The following is a 19477-nucleotide window of genomic DNA, read 5'->3' on the forward strand; positions in this document are numbered from 1 at the left end:
CGCTGGCGGCGTTCGGCGTCGTCGAGATTCGCCGCGCGCTTTGAACCGGACCGGTCACGCGACCCGCAGCGCGCTCGACCGTGTTCCGTACGCAAGCGCGGCAGTTTTGCGACAATAGCGGCTTTCGCCGCGCCGCGGCGGCAGTGGCGCGCCTCTAGTGCGCCTGTGCGGACCCGCACTGCGCGTCGCTGCTTGCGGCTTTTGGCGGCCCACACGCGCCGGCCCCGCCGCGCGATCCTTCCACCCATCCGACCGTCAGCGGTCTGCTCAATGGCACTTCCCTACATCGATCTGCTGTACTCCGTCTCCGGCCTGTTCGTCGGCTTTCTGGTCGGATTGACGGGCGTCGGCGGCGGCTCGCTGATGACGCCGATCCTGGTTCTGCTGTTCAACGTGCATCCGGCTACCGCGGTCGGCACCGACCTGCTGTACGCGGCCGCCACCAAGGCGACCGGCACGCTCGTGCACGGCCTGAAGGGCTCCGTCGACTGGCAGATCACCCTGCGCCTCGCCGCCGGCAGCGTGCCTGCCGCGACGATCACGCTGATCCTGCTGCATCGCTACGGGATGGACACGCCGGGCGCGAGCCGGCTGATCCAGATCGTGCTCGGCGCGGCGCTGCTGATCACGGCGGTGGCGCTGGTGTTCCGGCCGCAGCTCGCGGCGCTCGGCGCGCGCGGCCAACGCAAGCCGAAGCAGGGACGCACACTCGCCCTGACCATGCTGACCGGCGCGATACTCGGCGTGCTGGTGTCGCTGACGTCGGTGGGCGCGGGCGCGATCGGCGTGACCGTGTTGCTGCTGCTGTATCCGTTGCTGCCGACCACGCGTATCGTCGGCTCGGACATCGCGCATGCGGTGCCGCTCACGCTGCTGGCGGGCGCGGGGCATTGGCTGCTGGGTTCGGTCGACTGGTCGATGCTGGCGTCGCTGCTGGTCGGATCGCTGCCGGGTATCGCGATCGGCAGCTACCTGTCGTCGCGCGCGCCGGATGTGCTGCTGCGCAACCTGCTCGCGGCCACGCTGACACTGGTGGGCGTGCGGCTCGTGATGGCGTGATGCATCGGCGCAGGCGCTGATGTGAGGGTCGACCTGTGCGCTGACGTCGCGTCGACCCAAGTGGCAACTGACGCGCTAACGTCGGCGTCGACCCAGCCGGCAAGCTGAGCCCCAACGTCAGCATCGACCTGAGCGTCAGCCCCGCGCCGACATCAACAGGGCGCCGCTCCGCCTCTACTTGAAGAACCTGCTGGTCAGATCGGCTTCGAACTGCCTGATCCATTGGCCGTGACTGTCGCGGTACGACTGCGTCCAGCCGGCGCGCCGCACGGTGATGAGACGTTCATGCGCGGGCTCGCCGGCCTTCGCGCAGGCACTGATGTCGAAGTGCACCGGCGCGAAGCCGTGCCGCGCGCAGACCAGCTCGAAAGCCGCCCGATCGCCGATCGGCAGATCGGTGTAGCGCAACAACGTGGTTTCCATGGCATTGACTCCGATTCCCATGCGTTCACGGTACGCTTCGCACCGCGTCAGGTCTGTGTCACAGCGCACGGAGAAGTCTTCAGCATCGACGGCGGCCAATACGCAACCGGGAAGCAACAGCGCGGTTCCGAGAAAGCATTGCGCCAAAAAATCAAGGCAAAAAAAGCTCCGGCATTGAGCCGGAGCCTTGGGACACACCTGCTTCACCATCGCGCACGCGGTGTCGAGCCGCCTCCACCCTGTTGCATCCGCGAGGCGCCGCGTGCGCCGGTCAAGTCCGCCGGGCGCAGCCGGATTCGTGCCGCGCGCGCATGACAGACTGATTACTGTTGCATCACGGTCAGCTTGTTCGACACCGACTTGACGCCCGCGACGCCCTTCGCGGCTTCGCTGGCGGCATCGATCTGGCCTTGGTCGGGCACCGTGCCCGACAGCGTCACCGCGCCGGAGCGAGCCCGCACGGAAATGTTCGACACGTCGAGGCCTTGCGTCTTGGTGAGGGCGCCCCGGACCTTGCGGCCCAGTTCGTTGTTCGCCCGCTTGCCGGCCTTGACCGTTGCCGCCGCCGACGACGGCGCATCGTTCGACTGGGCGTAGACGTTGCACGCCAGCACCATTGCCACGACCGAACCCAGCGTTTTCAGATAACCGACAGATTTCATGGTTTCCCTTCTCCTTGGTTTCACATTGGACCGCGTGTACAAGCGGTTTCGTTACGACTACCGGCGGCCGTGCACGAGGGGACACGCAGCGAGGTGCGTCCCGGCGACGGCCGGCTTTGGCTGCAACACGTATGCGAGAGGCGGGAGAAACCGGCTGCCGTTTGCCGCATGCGATGACGGGCATGCCTGCGGTACGGAACCGGCAAGCCGCGACGTTCGAGAGCGTGCCCGGTTCTGGTGTGGTGCCGGGTCACGCCGCGCAAACCCTGGTTCGCGGCAGCGATCCTCAATTTAATCCAGGCGCGCCGGAAGCGCAAAGGGTTTAGTCATCCGCGCGGCACGCGGCGGCGTCGGGTGTGGGCCTTGTGCCACGCATTTGCCACGCATTTGCCACGCATTCTCCATGCATGCGCCAGGCGTGTGACAGCCGCTCCATCCGAGCGCTGGACTTCTCCGGCATGCACACCGCCTGCACGCCATGTTCCTATGGGCGGTCCCACCGCGTTCACCATTTGTTACGGGTTTGTCCGCGTCTGGCGCCGCCGCGCGTTTCGCCGTGTTATGAATCTCAGGTACCATCGGCGCGACGCGCGCGACCGCGCGGTTTGCACGATATCCGCCACGGCCGGCACGCCCGACCTGGCTCGCGCGCACCGAGCGCCTCGCTCCGTTCGTGCGCCGCCGAGCGCCGCCCATGTCCACTTTCGACCGTAGCCCTCACGTCATCCGATGAAGCCCGCCACCGGCCGCAAAGGCCCTCCCCGTCTCGTCGCCCGTTTTGTCGCAATCTCCTGGCGCGATCTGGCGGTCTCGTTCGGGCCGCTCGTGCTGCTCGCCGTCGTCGCGATCTGGGCCGCCGTGCGGCTGATCCAGCCCGCCCCGCCCAGCACGCTCACGATCACCACCGGCCCCGAGGGCAGCACCTTCTGGAACGCCGCGCAGAAGTACAAGACGATTCTCGCGCGCAACCGCATTACCGTGAATGTGCTGGCCTCGGAAGGGTCGCTGCAGAATCTCAAGCGGCTGTCGGACCCGCAGGCGAACGTCGATGTCGGCTTCGTGCAGGGCGGTGTCGCGCCCGGGGCGGTGAACAAAAACCTGATGTCGCTCGGCAGCGTCGCGTATGTGCCGCTCGCGATCTTCTATCACGGCCCGCCCGTCATGTGGCTGTCCGAGTTCAAGGGCCAGCGGCTGGCGGTCGGCGCCGAGGGCAGCGGCACGCGCGAGCTGGCGCTCGCGTTGCTCAAGGCCAACGGCATCGTGCCGGGCGCTGCGACCAAGCTGCTGCCGCTCTCGGGCGACGCCGCCGCCGACGCGCTCATCTCCGGCAAGGTCGACGCGGCCTTCCTCGCCGGCGACTCCGCGCAGCCGGCGGTCATGGGCAAGCTGTATCGCACGCCGAACGTGCGTTTCTACGATTTCACGCAGGCCGAGGCGTACACGCGCCGCTTTCCGTTCCTGACCCAGCTGAAAATGCCGATGGGGTCATTCGACCTCGGCAAGAATCTGCCTTCGGCGTCGATCAGCATCGTCGCGCCGACCGCCGAGCTGGTGGCGCGCGACTCGCTGCATCCCGCGTTGTCGGATCTGCTGATCGAAGCCGCGCGCGAGGTGCACGGCGGCGCGAGCATCATGCAGCGCGCCGGCGAATTCCCCGCGCCGATCGCGCACGATTTCCCCATCAGCGACGACGCCGCGCGCTACTACAAGTCGGGCAAGAGTTTCCTCTACCGGACCCTGCCGTTCTGGGTCGCGAGTCTCGCCGACCGGCTGCTGGTGATCGTGGTGCCGCTGGTCGTGCTGCTGGTGCCAGCCTTGCGCGTCGTGCCGGGGCTCTATGCGTGGCGGGTGAAATCGCGGATTTATCGCTGGTACGGCTCGCTGATCGCGATCGAGCGCAGCGCGCTCAGCGAACATTCGGCCGCCGAACGCGCGTCGTTGATCGAACAGCTCGACGCAATCGAGGAGTCGGTCAACGGATTGAAGATGCCCCTCGCCTATGCGGACCAGTTTTATGTGCTGCGCGAGCATATCGGTTTCGTGCGCCGGCGGCTGACGCAAAGCCGCGAGGCCCAGCGTGACGATGCGGAGGATGCGGACGACGGCCGGCCGGACGGCGAATCGCGCGAGCAAGACGCGCGCGGCCCGGCTGCAGCCAGTGGCGGCGACATCGCACCGCCCTCGGCCCGTGGTGAGGCGAATGCCGGGCATCAGGCACATGAAGCGGCGGAACTCGGCGCGACGCCCGGCCCCGCCGCCGACCCGGCCAATCCTGGCGGGAGCGCCGCCAAACCCTATTGAACGGTGCAAGCCGTGGCTGCACCGCGTAAGATCATTACAATTTTGACGTTGTAGCGAACGCATCGTCAGACACGCAATTCGGGAGACATTTATGACCGTTGGCATCGACGCCAGGCAACCGCTGTGGTTTTACGACTTTGTCTCGCCGTTCACGTACCTGTTGCTCGAGCAACACGACAAATGGCCCGGCTTCGACTTTGCATTCACGCCGGTGGTGCTGAACGACCTGTACGCTCACTGGGGACAGCGGCCCGCTTACAGCGTGCCCGCCAAGCGCACCTTCATGTACCGGCACGCGCTGTTTCGCGCGGAACAGCTCGGCATTCCGTACAAGATGCCGCCGGCGCATCCGTTCGATTCGATGAAGCCGCTGCTGCTGGCCACGGCCGCGAACGGCGACATCAGCTTCGTGCGTGAGATTTTCCGCTTCATCTGGCGCGAAGGCCGCGATCCGTCGAGCGATGCGGACTTCGCCGAACTATGTGAACGCGTCGGTATGCCGGACGGGCCGGAGCGCATCAAAAGCGAGGAAGTGAAAGCGCAATTGAAGCGCAATACGGTCGATGCGATCGGGCTCGGGGTGTACGGCGTGCCGACCTTTCGTCTGAACGATCAGCTGTTCTGGGGAGAAGACGCGCTGCCGATGGTGCTGTACTGCGCACGCACGCCGAACTGGCTCGAATCGCGGGAGGTCAAGCGGATCAGTTCGTTGCCGTCGGGGCTGGTGGACTAGCCGGCGCAGCGAGGGCGGGGCTTCAGCGGGCGGCTTGGTTTGCCGTTCCTCGTTCCCGCGTCGCGGTTTGCCCGGCTTCGGCTTGGGCTTCACCTGAATTGCACCGAAACAAACCCCGCTGATGCCGGCCATACCGCGCGTGCTATGCCGCTACACCGCAAACGGGCCTAAGGTTGTACCTTTGCGCCCCGCGCGCGGGCCGTGTCGCGAACCGGCTTCGTGCCGCGCTTCATCCGGGCACACTCCGTCCGCACCGCCCCGCTCAAACCATGGATGACGACGACACCCCCGCCTCACTCGATATCTGGCTCGTGCGCGTGCTGCGCACGCTGCTGGTCGAGCGCAGCGTCACGCAGACCGCGCTGCGTCTGAACCAGACCCAGCCGGCCATCAGCACCGCGCTGCGCAAACTGCGCGAGACGCTGAACGACCCGATCCTCGTGCGCGGCAAATCCGGCATGGTGCCGACCGAATATGGCGAATCGCTGCTGGCGAGTGCGCAACGCGTGCTGCGCGAAGTCGATTTCGTCGCGACGCCGCACGGCGACTTCGATCCCGCCCGCTCACGCCGCACCTTTCGCGTGGCCGCGCCGGATTATCTGAACGACTTCTTCATGCCGACCGTGATCGCGCAATTTCGCGAAGCGGCGCCGCATGCGCGGCTCGAAATCGAATCGCTCGGTCCGCTGCTCGATCACCCGGCCGCACTCGACGCCGGCGAACTCGATCTGGTGATCGGCAACTGGCCGAAACCGGATGCGCGGTTCGAGCGCAGCGATCTGTTCTCCGATACCGTCGTGTGCCTGATGCGCGCCGACCATCCGCTGACCCGCGCGCCGCTCACGCGCGACGCCTATCTCGCCGCGCCCCACCTCGCGCCGACGCCGTACAGCGGCGCGCGCGGCGGCGCGATCGACACCGGTTTCGCGCGCGCGCACGCCGAGCGGCGGATCGTCGCGACGCTGCCCTACTTCGGGCTGGTGCCGCAGACTCTGCTGCAATCGGATCTGATCTTCACGACGACGCGCCGCTTCGCGATGCACTACGCGGACATGCTGCCGCTCGCGGTGGTCGAGGTACCGATCGCGTTTCCGCGCATCAAGTGCTATCAGCTATGGCACCCGCAGCCGGACCGGCCGAGCGATGTCGGGTGGCTGCGGGCGTTGATGTCCGAGGTATCGGATGGGTTGATCGCGCAAAAGGTCAGGCGCGCGAAGCGGCCTCGGCAAAAAGAAGAGCCGGGCAAACAGAACTGAAGGTTTTGTGCGGCACTCACGTCTGGCTTTGAACCTTCGCATAGGCCGCTCTCGCGAATGCCTGCGGCGAGGCGCCGCCTCGTCAAACCATCGCGCAGATCTTTTGCGTCGCGATCTGCGCCACCACGTGGCGGGTCCTGATCTGCAGCAACTCCGCGCACACCGCAACCGCTATCGCCGGCGGCGCCTTGTCGACGATGCCATGCACGCCGATCGGACACGTCATCTCCGCAAGCCGATCCGCTTCCACGCCGCGTTCGAGCAAGCGCCGCTCGAATTTCACCCGCTTGGTCTGCGAACCGATCATGCCAAAGTAGGTGAAATCGCGCCGCCGCATGATGCGCGCGGCAAGCGAGAAATCGAGCGCGTGGTTATGCGTCATCACGAGAAAGTAGGCGCCGGGCGGCGCCGCATCGACGACTGCATCCGGCGTGTCGGTCGCTTCGATCTGCACGTTGGCGGGCGTCTCGTCCGGGAACAGTTCGTCGCGCTCGTCGACCCACCGCACGAGGCACGGCAAGCTGCCGAGCAGCCTGACGAGCGCATGCCCGACATGCCCCGCGCCGAACAACACGATATGCATCGGCGCCGGATGCGGCATTTGCGGGGCGCTGCGCCGGCCGATCTGAACGGACGAGAAATCGTTCATGGCGATCCTCCCTGTGTGTAGATTGTTCGCGCGCGTCGTGCCGCGCTCATTGCCGCGCCGATGCGGCGGCGGCCCGCACCGCGCCGACCGCCTTGAGAATTTCCTCGCTGGTCGCTGGCGCATTCAGCGGCGGATTGACCTTGTGAGCGCCGACCGCCGACACCGCATCGCGCACCGCAAAGAACACCGAGAACGGCAACAGCAACGGCGGCTCGCCGGTCGCTTTCGAACGATGGATGCTGTCCTCGGCATTGCGGTTCTTGAAAAGGCGCACACGGAAGTCCGGCGGCGTGTCGTTCACCGTCGGAATCTTGTAGGTCGACGGCGCGTGCGTCATCAGCTTGCCGCCCGCGTTCCACCACAACTCCTCGGTCGTGAGCCAGCCCATCCCCTGGATGAACGCGCCTTCCACCTGGCCGACGTCGAGCGCCGGGTTCAGCGACGCGCCCACGTCATGCAACGCGTCCGCGCGCAGCACGCGCATTTCGCCGGTCAGCGTGTCGATCACGACTTCCGACACCGCCGCGCCATACGAGTAGTAATAAAACGGCCGGCCCTGCAGTGTCGACTGATCCCAATAGAGCTTCGGCGTCGCATAGAAGCCGTCCGACCAGAGCTGGACTCGCGCGATGTAGGCCTTCGCAATCACCTCTTCGAACGGCACGACCACCTCGCCGACCACCACGCGGTCGTGCGCGAAGCGCACGTCGGCGGCATTCACCTGTCCGGCGCCGAAACGTTCGGCGGCGAATGCTGAGAGGCGTTCGCGCAACTGCCGCGCGGCATCCTGCGCGGCCTTGCCGTTCAGATCGGACCCGGTCGACGCAGCGGTGGCCGATGTATTGGCGATCTTGCTGGTATCGGTGGCCGTCACGCGAATGCGGTTAAAGCCGACGCCCAGTTCATGCGCGACCACCTGTGCGACCTTGGTGTTCAACCCTTGGCCCATTTCGGTGCCGCCGTGGTTCACCAGCACCGAACCGTCGGTGTAGATATGCACGAGCGCGCCGGCCTGGTTGAAGTGCGTCACATTGAACGCGATGCCGAATTTGACCGGCGTCAGCGCGAGGCCCTTTTTCAGCACTTCGTTGTTCGCGTTGAATTCGTCGATCGCCGCGCGGCGCGCACGGTATTCGCTGGTCGCCTCGAGTTCGTCGATCAGTTCGTGAATCACGTTGTCTTCGACGAGCTGGCCATACGGCGTCTGGTTGCGCTCGGTCTTGCCGTACAGATTGCGGCGGCGCACGTCGAGCGCATCGACGCCCACCGAACGCGCGACGTTGTCCATGATGTATTCGATCGCGAACGCGCCTTGCGGCCCGCCGAAGCCGCGGAACGCGGTATTCGACTGCGTGTTGGTCTTGCCGCAGAAGCCGTCGATCGTCACGTCCGGGAGCCAGTACGCGTTGTCGAAGTGGCACATCGCGCGCGTCATCACCGGGCCGGACAGGTCGGCGGAAAAACCGCAGCGCGAGGTCATGTCGACCGACACGCCGTCGATCACGCCCTGGTCGTCGTAACCCACTTCATACGTGTAATGAAAATCGTGGCGCTTGCCCGTGACCATCATGTCGTCGTCGCGGTCGGGGCGCAGTTTCACCGGGCACAGCAGCTTCCATGCGGCGAGCGCCGCGCAGCACGCAAACAGACCCGATTGCGATTCCTTGCCGCCGAAGCCGCCGCCCATGCGCCGGCATTCGATCAGCACGTTGTGGGAAGCCACGCCCAGCGCGTGAGCGACCATGTGCTGCATTTCGGTCGGGTGCTGCGTCGAACAGTAGACGTGCATGCCGTCGTCGTCCTTCGGCACCGCGTACGAAATCTGGCCTTCCAGATAGAACTGCTCCTGACCGCCGAGCAGCATCTCGCCGGCCTCGCGATGCGTGGCGCGAGCGATCTTCGTCGCGGCTTCGCCGCGCGCGAGCTTCATCGGCGGCAACACGCGCTGGTTCGCGGCGCGCGCCTGCTGCGCGGTCAGAATCGCCGGCAATTCCTCGTAGACGATCTCGGCGCGCCGCGCGGCGAGCCGCGCCGTTTCGTGCGAGGTCGCGACCACGATGAAGATCGGCTGGCCGATGTATTGCACGAGGCCGTCGGCGAGAATCGGATCGTCGCCGTGGATGATCGGGCCCACGTCGTTGACGCCGGGGATGTCGTCGGCGGTGAAGATGGCGACCACGCCGGGTGTCGCGCGCACCTTGTCCACCGAGATCGACACGATCTTCGCATGCGCTTTCGACGACAGCCCGAGCGCGGCGTGCAACGTGCCGGCGAGCGTCGGGATGTCGTCGGTATAGGTGGCGCGGCCGCTCACGTGCAGATGCGCGGACTCGTGCGGACGCGACACATGGACTTGGGTGAAGTCGTCGAGATCCCGAAGGTCTTTCAGGAACGGCTCGGCTTGCTGATTCATTGTGATGTTCTCCGTATCCTTCGTAGGCTGACCGCGGATCAGACGCTCGCGGCGGCAGGCGCGCAGGCGGCGGCGACCGCGCGCACGTCGAGCGCGCTTTTGGGCAGCGGATTATGCGCACGCGTTTCGAGCCAGAAGCGGTACAGCGTGTTCTTCGCGGCTTCGAGCCGGTAGTCGCTGGTCGCGCGCATGTCGGACAGCGGCGCGTAGTCGTTGCCGAGCGCGAGCATCCCGGCCTGCGCGGTGGCCTCGTGCCATTCGGCGTCGCACAGCACGGCTTCGGCATGCGTCGCGCGTTTGGGCGTCGCGGCCATCCCGCCGAACGCGATGCGCGGCTCGCGAATCAGCTTGCCGTCGGCGATGAACGAGAACGCGGCACACACCGCCGAGATATCCGAATCGAAACGCTTCGAGAGCTTGTAGGTGCGAAATTGCAGATTCGCGCGCGCGCCGGTGCGCGTCGGCACTTTCAGCCCAACGACGAACTCGTGCTCGGCCATGTCCTTCTTCTGATATGCGAGGTACAGGTCTTCGAGCGGCATCTCGCGCTCGATCTCGCCGCCGCGCACGATCACACGCGCGCCGAGCGCGATCAGACCCGGCATCGAATCGCCGATCGGCGAGCCGTTGGCGATATTGCCGCCGAGCGTGCCGGCATTGCGAATCGGCAGCGAAGCGAAGCGCTGCCACATCTCGGTCAATTCGGGGTACTGCTTCGCGATCTCCGCATAAGCCTTCTCGACGCTCACGCCCGCGCCGACCGTGATCCACTCGCCGTTAGTTTCGAGCTTCTGCAATTCGGCAATCTGCCCGACGTAGACGAGGTTGCCCAGCTCGCGCATCTGTTTCGTGACCCATAGGCCGATGTCGGTGCTGCCGGCGAGAATGCGCGCGCCCGGCTGGGCTTCCTTGATCTTCGCGAGCGCGGCGACGCTGCGCGGCGCGTCGAACTGCTGACCGGCGTGCTCATAGTGGAAGGTGTTCTCGCGCGCCAGCGTGGCGAGCGTGGCGGCGAGCGCGGCGACGTTCACCGGCGCTTTCGGCGCGGGCGCGTCGAACATGCGCACAGCCGCATCGACGATCGGCCGATAACCGGTGCAGCGGCACAGATTGCCGGTCAACGCATTGCTGATCGCTTCGCGCGACGGCACCGTGCGGTTCGCGCAGCTCTGCTCGTGACCGTGCTTTTCGTACAGCGACCACATCGACATGATGAAACCCGGCGTGCAGAAGCCGCATTGCGAGCCGTGACATTCCACCATCGCCTCCTGCACCGGATGCAGCGAACCATCGGGCTGACGCAGATCTTCGACGGTGTAGAGCGCTTTGCCGTCGAGGGTCGGCACGAACTGGATGCACGCGTTGACCGCCTTGAAGTCGACGCCGCCCGCTTCGTTGCGCTCGCCGAGCACGACCGTGCACGCGCCGCAGTCGCCTTCGGCGCAGCCTTCCTTGGTGCCGGTGCAATGCGCGTCCTCGCGCAAATACTGCAGGACCGTACGGGTGACGGGCGCGTCCTTGATCTCGCGGATCGCGTTGCGGTGATAGAAGCGAATCGGCTCAGTCATGTCTCGTTACTCTCGAATTAATCTCGAATGTTCTGTGTCCGTGGGGACGTGCTGCAGCGATGGTTTGAAAGCTATCACCGTCAATAAAGACAACCCATAGCGCGGATCGCATGGGGGACATATTCGCGAGGCGATATGCAGGGTCGTTCGAGAGCGGGTTGGCTTATGTTGGAACGAGATTTTTGCCGCGTATTGGAAGTTTTTGCAGAATTATGGTCATTACTGATCATGGCACGCCCTGCTCGTCAGTCAAAATGACGGTCAACGGAACAGGCGAAATCGGTCCGCTATGGGGGTTCCCGACGCCGACCTGCCGGTCGGCGAATTATGCAAATGCAGCAAGGGAATCGGTTCCATGGGAAAATCACGCCTTCCCGCCGAATTCAAGTCTCGTTTTCCCCATGCCTTCTTACTCCGCGCCACCTCGCAGCGAATTTGCGACGACCCTCCAGATCATTCCGGTCGTCTTTTTCACGTTTCTTTGTTATCTGACGATCGGCATTCCGCTGGCGGTGCTGCCCGGCTACGTCCACGGCGATCTCGGCTACAGCGCGGTGCTGGCCGGCGCGGCCATCAGCGTGCAATACCTGGCGACGCTGGCTTCGCGGCCGCTCGCCGGCCGCTCCGCCGATACGCTGGGGCCCAAACGCACGGTGTCGATCGGTCTGCTGGGTTGCGGCGCGAGCGGCGTCCTGCTGCTGCTGGCCGTGTTGTGCGGCCATTGGCCGGTGCTGAGTCTCACGCTGCTGGTGTTCAGCCGGCTCGTGCTCGGCTTCGGCGAAAGCCTGTGCGGCACCGGCGCGATTCTGTGGGGCATCGGCCGGGTCGGCACGAGCAACAACGCCCGGGTGATTTCGTGGAACGGCATCGCGACATATGGCGCGCTGGCGATCGGTGCGCCGCTCGGCGTCGCGATCGCGCACGCGGTCGGCTTTGCCGCGCTCGGCATTCTGGTGATTGCGCTGGCCGCGCTCGGTTTCTATCTGGCTCGCCAGATCGCGCCGGTACCGCTCGTTCACGGCGAGCGGATGTCGTATCGCAGCGTATTCACGCGGGTGCTGCCGCATGGCATCGGCCTCGCGCTCGGCTCGGCCGGCTTCGGCTCGATCGCGACTTTCATCACGTTGTTTTATGCGGCGAAGAACTGGCCGAATGCGGCTTTGTCGCTGACGGTGTTCGGCACGCTATTCATCGGCGCGCGCCTGCTGTTCGCCAACACGATCAAGACCTACGGCGGATTTCGCGTGGCGATTGCCTCGTTCTCGTTCGAATGCGTGGGCCTGCTGATGTTGTGGCTCGCGCCCNACTCGGCGTCGAAGCGGTCGGACTCGTGCCGCCTGCGAGCCGTGGTGCGGCGCTGTCGGCGTATTCCGTGTTTCTCGATCTGTCGCTCGGGATTACCGGGCCGCTGGCCGGTTATATCGCCGGGGAATTCGGCTATGGGTCCGTGTTCCTGTTTGCCGCGGTTGCTGCTGCGGCGGCGGTCGTGCTGTCGACCGTGCTCTATCTGCGCAACGCCAAGGTGACTGGCCAGCCCGCCGCGCTGTGACAGAATTGTTTTTTGCCTGCGCTTGGCGCAGGCAAAAAACTACTTTCCTTCCGACAACCCGCGTTCGAGCGCCGCGACGCCGGCCGGCAAATCGACCTTCACGCCGAGATCCACCATCGTCCTGCCGAGCGCATGCACGGTGCGGAAAAGATTGTGTTCGCGGCATTGCTCGCCCATCTGCCCGATCCGGACGATCGGCAAACCAAACGAGCCCGAAATTTCCACCTGATGCTGCCGCGAAATATGCGAGCAGACATCCGCGGGAGTCAAACCGCCCGGCACTTCGATGCCGACCACCGAGTTCAGGCGGCACGCTTCGGGCGCATACAACTGCAAGCCAAGCGCCGTCACGCCGTCCTGCAACGCCAGCGAACATTTGAGATGCCGGGCGAAGCGCTTCTCGAGCGTCTCCGCGCACACCAGCCGCAACGCCTCGTGCAACGCAAGCACGCCCGAGACCGGCGCGGTGTAGTGATAGCCGGCGTTATGCCAGAAGTTCTCCGCGAGCGATGCATCCAGGCACCAATGCGCATTCGGTGCGGTGCGTCCTTTGACGCGCGCCCAGGCCGCATCGGAAAACGCGATCAGCGAGACGCCCGGGATCGACGACAAACCCTTCTGCCCGCCCGTGATGACCGCGTCGATGCCCCACGCGTCCATCTCCAGCGGCATCGTGCTCAGCGTGCACACCGCGTCGACGATCACCAGCGCGCCTGAAGCTTTGGCGAGCGCCGCAATATCCTTCAAGTGGTAATTCCACACCGTGTTCGACGTTTCGCCTTGCACGACCGTGACCACCTCGGGACGCTCGCGGCGAATCGCCTCGGCGATCTGTTCGAGGCTCGCCACCGAGCGGTCCGCGACTTCGAGCGTGCTCACTTTCGCGCCCACACGCCGGCCCATTTCGCCCATGCGGTCGCTGAAAAAGCCGTTCTTGATGCACAGCACGCGCGTGCCTTCCCACGCGAGGTTGGAGATCGCCATCTCCATCGCGGCCGATCCCGGTCCCGCCACGCCCAGCACCCACTTCGATTGCGTCTGGAACACGTAGCGCGCCATCGTCTTCACCTGAGTGATCACCTTCACCATCGCGCCGCCCAGGTGATTGATCACGATCGTGTTGGCCTTGGCCACGGCGGCGGGAATCGGCACGGGGCCAGCGCCCATCATCAGAAGCGGCTCTTCGGGAAGGATGGCGTCGAGCGATTCGACAACCGGACAGGGCACTACGGAAGCAACGGTAGAAGGTGATGAAGTGGGCATGATCGGTACGTGAATGTCAGGACGCAGAGGAACGAGTGGCCTCACCGGCCATGACGCCGGTGAGGCCACTCGTCCGATCATTCACTGATCCGCGCGATTGCGCAAGTTTTTTGACTATGCCTGATGAGGCGACGGCGCCAACGGGGGCGCCCCTTCATGCGTCATTTCACCTTGGTCTTGTCGAGCTTCTTGCCGGTCGCCGCGTTGAAGCGCTCCACATACTCTTCCATCAGCCTGCGCAGCGCACGGCCGATTTTCCGGTAGTCGGCCTCGTTGAGATTGGCGAGCGATACCCGCCCCGACGGATGCTGGGTCCCGAAGCCTCGGCCCGGCAGCAGCACGACCCGTGCTTCGCGCGCGAGACGGAACAGCAACTCGGAAGGCTCCGTGTTCTTATAAAGCCATTCGACAAACTCTCGACCATACGCCCGCTCGCCGAGGAATTCGACGTCGAGAATCGTGTAGTAGTCGACCTGATTCGCGTCGTCGTCCTCGAACGAGATGCCGACCTCTTCGTACAGCGCACGCTTGCGGCTGCGGATCAGGCGCTTCAACGCGTTCTTGTAGGCGTCGGGCGTGTCCATCAGCGAGAACAGCGAAAACAGCACCATCTGCACCTGCTGCGGCGTCGACAAACCCGCTGTATGGTTCAGCGCGACGGTGCGGCTGTCGGCCACGAGGCGATCGATGAACTTGAGCTTGTCCGGCTCGGTCGTGATCGATTCGTAACGCTCGTGCAACTGCTTCTTCGCGTCTTTCGGCAACTCGGCGATCAGCCTGTCGAGCACGTTGTCGCGATGCGTGGCGATGGTGCCGAGCCGCCAGCCGGTTGCGCCGAAGTACTTCGAATACGAATACACGAGGATGGTGTTCTTCGGCGCGAGCGCGAACAGCGACACGAAGTTGTCGGCGAACGTGCCGTACACGTCGTCGGTGAGCAGGATCAGATCCGGCCGCTCTTTGACGATGTCGGCAATGTATTGGAGACTCTCGTCGCTGATCCGCACTGAGGGCGGGTTGCTCGGATTCACCAGAAAGAACGCCTTTACCTTCGGGTCACGCAGCTTGTCGAGTTCTTCGTTCGAGTATTGCCAGTTGTTCTCGACGCCGGCATTGAGATTGACGACATTCAGCTGATAGTCGTTCAGACGCGGAATCTCGATGTACGGTGTGAAGATCGGCATGCCGAGCGCGATCGTGTCGCCCGGTTTGATCAGGTGATTCTCGCGCATCGTGTTGAAGATGTACGTCATCGCCGCCGTGCCGCCTTCCACCGCGAAAATGTCGAACTCGCCGATGAACGGATGATCGCCGATCATCTCGCGACGCAGATACTGCCCGACGATCAGTTCGGACAGCTTGAGCATGCGGTCGGGCACCGGATAGTTCGACGCGAGTATCCCCTCGCACATTTCATACAGGAAGTCGCCGGCCGAGTAGCCCAGCTGATCGCGGACATAGGAGACCGCGCCACGCAGGAAGTCGATGCCCGCGACGCCCTTGTTCTCGCGCAGGAACAGGTCGAAGCGTTCCGTCAGGCCTTCACGCTTCGGAAAACCGCCAATGCCTTCCGGCATGAACGCAAACGAGCGCTCCGATTCGCGCATCGCAAAGAGACCGAGTTGCCAGAACCCGTGACGTGGAATGGTCGCGAGAAAGTTCGGATTGCCGCGCCCCGCGTTGAGCATCGACGCGTTGGCAGGCCGCTCCACGGCGCCGCCGCCGGCGGCCTTGATCAGCTCGTCCTTCAGTTCGAACGGGCTGAGCGCGGACAGTCCGGGTTGCGCCATGCCCCCTTGTTTCTTGTCGCTCTTCTCTTTTGCCATGATGCGTTCTCCAATGAGCCAGGTGAAAGACGCCGGCGTATCGAACCATTGCCCGGTTGCAGCCGGCGTAACAGAGATCGATGGATGCGCGCGCTACACGTGCACTGCACGCGTGAGCGGCACGCCACTACACGAGCCCGACCACGAGCGGCCCGAGCAAGGTCAGGGCGACGTTCGCGATCGCATAAGTGATCGCGAACGGCACGGTCGGCACCGCGCTTTCCGCCTTGTCGAGCACGCCGCCGAAGGCCGGGTTCGCGCTGCGCGAGCCCGACAGTGCGCCGGCCAGAATCGCCGCATTGTTGTACTTGAGCACGTAGCGGCCGAACAGCATGGTCAGCAGCAGCGGGAATAACGTGACGAACACGCCGAGCAGGAAGATCGTCAGGCCGCTCTGCTTGACCGTTACCACCGCCTGCAAGCCGGAGTTCAGGCCCACCACCGCGACGAACGCGGCGAGCCCGAAGTCCTTGAGCAATTGCGACGCGGCCGACGGCATCGCGCCGTACATCGGATGCTTGCCGCGCATCCAGCCGAACAGCAGGCCGGCCAGCAGACAGCCGCCCCCCGAGCCGAGCGTGAGCGGAATGCCGCCGACGTTGAGGACGATCAGCCCGATCAGCAAGCCCAGCACGAGGCCAACGCCCATGTAGATGAAGTCGGTCTTGTTGCTGTAGGGCAATTCGTAGCCGGCGGCGTCGACCGCGCGCTTGGTGTCTTTCGGCGAACCGTAGAAGGTGATGACGTCGCCGTGCTCGACTTTGGTTTCCGGCAGGATTGGCAGCGGCTGGCCAGCGCGCGTGATGCTTTGGATGTAGACGCCGTGGCGCATGTCGCGATCCACGAGTTCGCGCGCGGCGGCGAGTGTCGTGTGGTTCATTCCCTTCTTGGTGAAGACACCTTCGCGTGTCTGCATGACGACGCCGACGTCGCCGGTGTCGGCGACTTCGTTGCCGTTCGCGCCGAAGGCGACCACCGCCTCGCGGCGGCCCACCACCAGCACCACGTCGTCGGGCTTCAGCATCAGATCGGGCGTCGGTTCGAGCGTCTTGCCGTCGCGCTTGATGCGCTCGATCGTCAGGTAATCCTCATGCAGCGTCTCGACGGCCTTCACCGTCTTGCCCGCGCTGACGTCGATCTTGTACGCCCGTCCCACCAACTCCGGCAGCGCGAGAATCTGCCCCGGCCCGCGTGCCGACGCACCCGCCGCGAGCTCGCGTTCCGCTTCGATCGAGGCCTCCCGCAGACCTTGCCCCATGAACTTCGGCAGGATGTTCACGCAGACGATGATCGCGCCGAGCGACCCGAACACGTAAGTCACCGCGTAGGCAATCGCCACGTCCGATTGCAGCGACTTGACCTGATCGGCCGGCAGCCCGAGGCGCGCGATCGCATCGCCCGCCGTGCCGATAATCGCCGATTGCGTCAGCGCGCCGCCGGCAAGTCCGGCCGCGAGACCTTTGTTCAGGTGGAACAGCTTCGCGCATACCACCACGGTGATGAGCGCGCTCACGGCGAGGAACACCGCCATCGCGATCTCACGCAGCGTCTTGCGGTTCAGCGAATTGAAGAAGCCGGGACCGGAGTCGTAGCCGACCGCGTAGATGAACACGGCGAACATCACCGACTTCACGCCGTTGTCGATCGTCACGCCCGCCTGGCTGATCACGACCGCCGCCAGCAACGAGCCGCCGACGCCGCCCAGCTGAAACTTACCGAAGTTGATCTGCCCGATGAAGTAGCCGACCGCAAGCGACAGAAACAGCGCAATCTCGGGGGATTTCTGAAAGATATGGTGTAGCCAGTCCATCGTGCCCTCGCTAATTAGTTGGCGATACTGAGTACTGGGTGCTACCTGTGCATGCGCTGCGCGGATATGTCGTGCGCCGCTGATCGCGTGCTTCATGCCACCACATGCCTGATGCGACAGCCGCCGCGCGTAGCGCATCCGCTCGCCCCCTGGCCTCGCCGGGTTGACCTGCCTACGCCGACCCGACTTTGCCCGCGAGGCCCACCACCACGGGCCCCATCAGAGGCAACAGAATGTTCGAGAGTGCGTAGGTGATCGTGTAGCCGATCACCGGCGTCGAGTTGCCGGTCACGCCCACCAGCGCGCTGATGGCGGGGGTGCTGCATTGCTGGCCGGCGATGGCGCCGAGCAGCATCGGCGCATCGAGCTTGAGGAACATGTGGCCGATCCACAGCGACAGCAGGCCCGGCACCAGCACCATCAAAATGCCGGCGACGGGCAGCGCGAGGCCGTACGCGCGCACCAGCTTGATCGCGTCCGGTCCCGCCGACAAACCCACCGCGGCGATGAAAGTGGCGAGGCCGAAGTCCTTGAGAATTTGCGCGGCCGCCGACGGCAGCGAGCCGACCAGCGGATGACGTGACCGGATCCAGCCGAACAGCAGGCCGGACAGCAGACAGCCGCCGCCCGTGCCGAGCGCGATCGACACGCCGCCGATCTGTCCGCCGAGGCGGCCGATCGCCATGCCGACCAGCACGCCGAGGCCGAGATAGACGAAGTCGGTTTTCTGGGTTGCGGGGAGCACGTAGCCGAGCCGCTTCGCGCCGCGCTCGACGTTGGCCTTCGCGCCGACCAGCGTCAGCACGTCGCCGCGATTGAGCTCGGTGCCGGGCAGCGCGGGCACCGTGGTTTCGAGCCGCGTGACGGCCGCGATGTAGACGCCGCGTCCATCTTCCGGCTTCGCCTGGTCACGCACCTGCGCGATCGTCCGGCCATGCAGGTCGCCCCGCGTCAACACGACGTCGAGCTTCTCTGCAAAGACCTGGCCGAAGCCCGCGCCATCCACTTCTTCGCCAAGACTGGCCGCCGCCGCAACCACGGCTTCGCGCCGCCCCGCCACGAGGACGAGGTCATCCGCCGTGAGGCGCAATGACGGTTCGACCGGCACGTTCGCGCCGTTGCGCTGAAGCTGTTCGATGGTGAGATTGAAGCCGTGCTGCTGTTCGAACTCCTGGATCGTGGCGCCGGCCGCCGAGCCCACCCTGAACGCGCGGCCCACGAGCGCCGGCGCCGCCGCCCGCTGCCCCTCGCTGAACGCGCCCTCGCCGCCGAGCTTGCGCCACACGCGCTGCGCTTCGTCACGCAGATTGATACGCAGCAGCAACGGCGCGAACTGGCTGGTGAACAGCACGATGGTGATCAGGCCAAACAGGTAGCTCACGCTGTAGGCGGTCACGATGTTGGCCTGCAGGCGCAACGTTTCCGCGTCGCCGAGACCGAGCTTGCCGATCGCCTCGGACGCCGTGCCGATCACCGCCGACTCCGTCGCGGCGCCCGCGAGCAGACCCGCCGCCGTGCCGATGTCGAGCCGCAGCACGCTCACCGCGATCATGATCAGCACGAGCACCGACACGATCTCGACGATCGACAGCAAACCGTAGCGCCAGCCCCGGCCGATGTTGGCGAAAAACTGCGGGCCGCCGGTAAAGCCGAGCGCGAAGATGAACAGCGCGAACGCGATGTTCTTCAGATCGGGAGCGAGCCGCGCGCCCGTCTGACCCAATATCAATGCGACAATCAAGGTGCCGCATACGCCACCGAGCTGAATCGGTCCCACCCTAAACGAGCCGATAAAATAACCAATTGCAAGGCTTGCGAACAGCGCGATCTCCCGTTGCGATCTCAGCAATTCACCGATCATGTTGTCTCCCCGATTAACGGGTTTATTAGCAGCACACTGAAGACACTCGCTCGGAATTCGAACAAACCTGACTGACCAGGTGGATCAGCAATCAATAGCCGCTG

13 protein-coding genes and 1 pseudogene are annotated in these 19477 nt (G+C 65.0%); 5 read left to right on the plus strand and 9 right to left on the minus strand.

The features are described from left to right. Window positions 1-270: 270 nt before the first annotated feature. Window positions 271-1059, plus strand: a complete 789-nt coding sequence (locus tag CIC12_RS17725) for a sulfite exporter TauE/SafE family protein (RefSeq protein WP_168665439.1) — start codon at window positions 271-273, stop codon at window positions 1057-1059. Between the two features lie 174 nt (window positions 1060-1233). Here CIC12_RS17725 and CIC12_RS17730 read toward each other — a convergent pair whose 3' ends face one another. Together CIC12_RS17730 and CIC12_RS17735 are read right to left on the minus strand one after the other, a co-directional pair. Next, window positions 1234-1482, minus strand: a complete 249-nt coding sequence (locus tag CIC12_RS17730) for a hypothetical protein (RefSeq protein WP_168665478.1) — start codon at window positions 1480-1482, stop codon at window positions 1234-1236. 323 nt (window positions 1483-1805) lie between these two features. Further along, entirely contained in the window at window positions 1806-2144 is a 339-nt protein-coding gene (locus CIC12_RS17735) for a BON domain-containing protein (protein WP_168665441.1), read from the minus strand. Between the two features lie 729 nt (window positions 2145-2873). Here CIC12_RS17735 and CIC12_RS17740 point away from each other — a divergent pair. The 3 genes from CIC12_RS17740 (at window position 2874) to CIC12_RS17750 (ending at window position 6434) form a co-directional block, all read left to right on the plus strand. After that, window positions 2874-4445: a TAXI family TRAP transporter solute-binding subunit gene (locus tag CIC12_RS17740; protein ID WP_168665443.1), complete on the plus strand. Its 1572-nt coding sequence runs from the start codon at window positions 2874-2876 to the stop codon at window positions 4443-4445. A gap of 91 nt (window positions 4446-4536) precedes the next feature. After that, window positions 4537-5178, plus strand: a complete 642-nt coding sequence (locus CIC12_RS17745) for a 2-hydroxychromene-2-carboxylate isomerase (protein ID WP_168665445.1) — start codon at window positions 4537-4539, stop codon at window positions 5176-5178. Window positions 5179-5447: 269 nt separating this feature from the next. Further along, window positions 5448-6434, plus strand: a complete 987-nt coding sequence (locus CIC12_RS17750; RefSeq protein ID WP_168665446.1) for a LysR substrate-binding domain-containing protein — start codon at window positions 5448-5450, stop codon at window positions 6432-6434. Window positions 6435-6516: 82 nt separating this feature from the next. Here the strand turns inward: CIC12_RS17750 and xdhC are convergent, their stop codons facing one another. From xdhC to xdhA, 3 genes are read right to left on the minus strand one after another with little or no spacing between them, the layout of a single operon-like run. Beyond that, a complete protein-coding gene (gene xdhC, locus CIC12_RS17755) occupies window positions 6517-7083 on the minus strand; it encodes a xanthine dehydrogenase accessory protein XdhC (RefSeq protein ID WP_168665447.1) in 567 nt (188 codons plus the stop codon). 46 nt (window positions 7084-7129) lie between these two features. Further along, window positions 7130-9496, minus strand: coding sequence for a xanthine dehydrogenase molybdopterin binding subunit (gene xdhB / locus CIC12_RS17760; RefSeq protein WP_168665448.1), 2367 nt, complete (start codon window positions 9494-9496; stop codon window positions 7130-7132). A 38-nt stretch (window positions 9497-9534) separates the two neighbouring features. Continuing rightward, window positions 9535-11064, minus strand: a complete 1530-nt coding sequence (gene xdhA / locus CIC12_RS17765; RefSeq protein WP_168665449.1) for a xanthine dehydrogenase small subunit — start codon at window positions 11062-11064, stop codon at window positions 9535-9537. Between the two features lie 401 nt (window positions 11065-11465). Here xdhA and CIC12_RS17770 point away from each other — a divergent pair. Continuing rightward, window positions 11466-12613, plus strand: a pseudogene (locus CIC12_RS17770) (MFS transporter). A gap of 39 nt (window positions 12614-12652) precedes the next feature. On the opposite strand, the gene CIC12_RS17775 reads toward CIC12_RS17770, so the two are convergent. From CIC12_RS17775 to aspT (CIC12_RS17790), 4 genes are all read right to left on the minus strand, one after another. After that, window positions 12653-13876, minus strand: a complete 1224-nt coding sequence (locus CIC12_RS17775) for a pyridoxal-phosphate-dependent aminotransferase family protein (protein WP_168665450.1) — start codon at window positions 13874-13876, stop codon at window positions 12653-12655. A gap of 161 nt (window positions 13877-14037) precedes the next feature. Then, window positions 14038-15702 carry a bifunctional aspartate transaminase/aspartate 4-decarboxylase gene (locus tag CIC12_RS17780; RefSeq protein ID WP_168665451.1) on the minus strand — a complete coding sequence of 555 codons (1665 nt, stop codon included), beginning with the start codon at window positions 15700-15702 and terminating at the stop codon, window positions 14038-14040. Window positions 15703-15829: 127 nt separating this feature from the next. Continuing rightward, the gene (gene aspT / locus CIC12_RS17785; RefSeq protein ID WP_168665452.1) at window positions 15830-17512 is read right to left on the minus strand and encodes an aspartate-alanine antiporter; all 1683 of its coding nucleotides are present in this window, start codon (window positions 17510-17512) and stop codon (window positions 15830-15832) included. A gap of 172 nt (window positions 17513-17684) precedes the next feature. Then, complete coding sequence (gene aspT, locus CIC12_RS17790) at window positions 17685-19373, minus strand: aspartate-alanine antiporter (protein ID WP_168665454.1); 1689 nt, start codon at window positions 19371-19373, stop codon at window positions 17685-17687. Between the last annotated feature and the right edge of the window lie 104 nt (window positions 19374-19477).

It is taken from the genome of Paraburkholderia sp. SG-MS1, from assembly GCF_012275575.1.
Classification (GTDB): Bacteria; Pseudomonadota; Gammaproteobacteria; order Burkholderiales; family Burkholderiaceae; genus Paraburkholderia.

Bases quoted from the DNA above. Each gene is read 5' to 3' on its own strand.
- aspT (WP_168665454.1), bottom strand. From the start codon at position 19,373: ATGATCGGTGAATTGCTGAGATCGCAACGGGAGATCGCGCTGTTCGCA.
- xdhB (WP_168665448.1), bottom strand. From the start codon at position 9,496: ATGAATCAGCAAGCCGAGCCGTTCCTGAAAGACCTTCGGGATCTCGAC.
- CIC12_RS17775 (WP_168665450.1), bottom strand. From the start codon at position 13,876: ATGCCCACTTCATCACCTTCTACCGTTGCTTCCGTAGTGCCCTGTCCG.
- aspT (WP_168665452.1), bottom strand. From the start codon at position 17,512: ATGGACTGGCTACACCATATCTTTCAGAAATCCCCCGAGATTGCGCTG.
- CIC12_RS17730 (WP_168665478.1), bottom strand. From the start codon at position 1,482: ATGGAAACCACGTTGTTGCGCTACACCGATCTGCCGATCGGCGATCGG.
- CIC12_RS17750 (WP_168665446.1), top strand. From the start codon at position 5,448: ATGGATGACGACGACACCCCCGCCTCACTCGATATCTGGCTCGTGCGC.
- CIC12_RS17740 (WP_168665443.1), top strand. From the start codon at position 2,874: ATGAAGCCCGCCACCGGCCGCAAAGGCCCTCCCCGTCTCGTCGCCCGT.
- CIC12_RS17780 (WP_168665451.1), bottom strand. From the start codon at position 15,702: ATGGCAAAAGAGAAGAGCGACAAGAAACAAGGGGGCATGGCGCAACCC.
- xdhA (WP_168665449.1), bottom strand. From the start codon at position 11,064: ATGACTGAGCCGATTCGCTTCTATCACCGCAACGCGATCCGCGAGATC.
- CIC12_RS17745 (WP_168665445.1), top strand. From the start codon at position 4,537: ATGACCGTTGGCATCGACGCCAGGCAACCGCTGTGGTTTTACGACTTT.
- CIC12_RS17725 (WP_168665439.1), top strand. From the start codon at position 271: ATGGCACTTCCCTACATCGATCTGCTGTACTCCGTCTCCGGCCTGTTC.
- xdhC (WP_168665447.1), bottom strand. From the start codon at position 7,083: ATGAACGATTTCTCGTCCGTTCAGATCGGCCGGCGCAGCGCCCCGCAA.
- CIC12_RS17735 (WP_168665441.1), bottom strand. From the start codon at position 2,144: ATGAAATCTGTCGGTTATCTGAAAACGCTGGGTTCGGTCGTGGCAATG.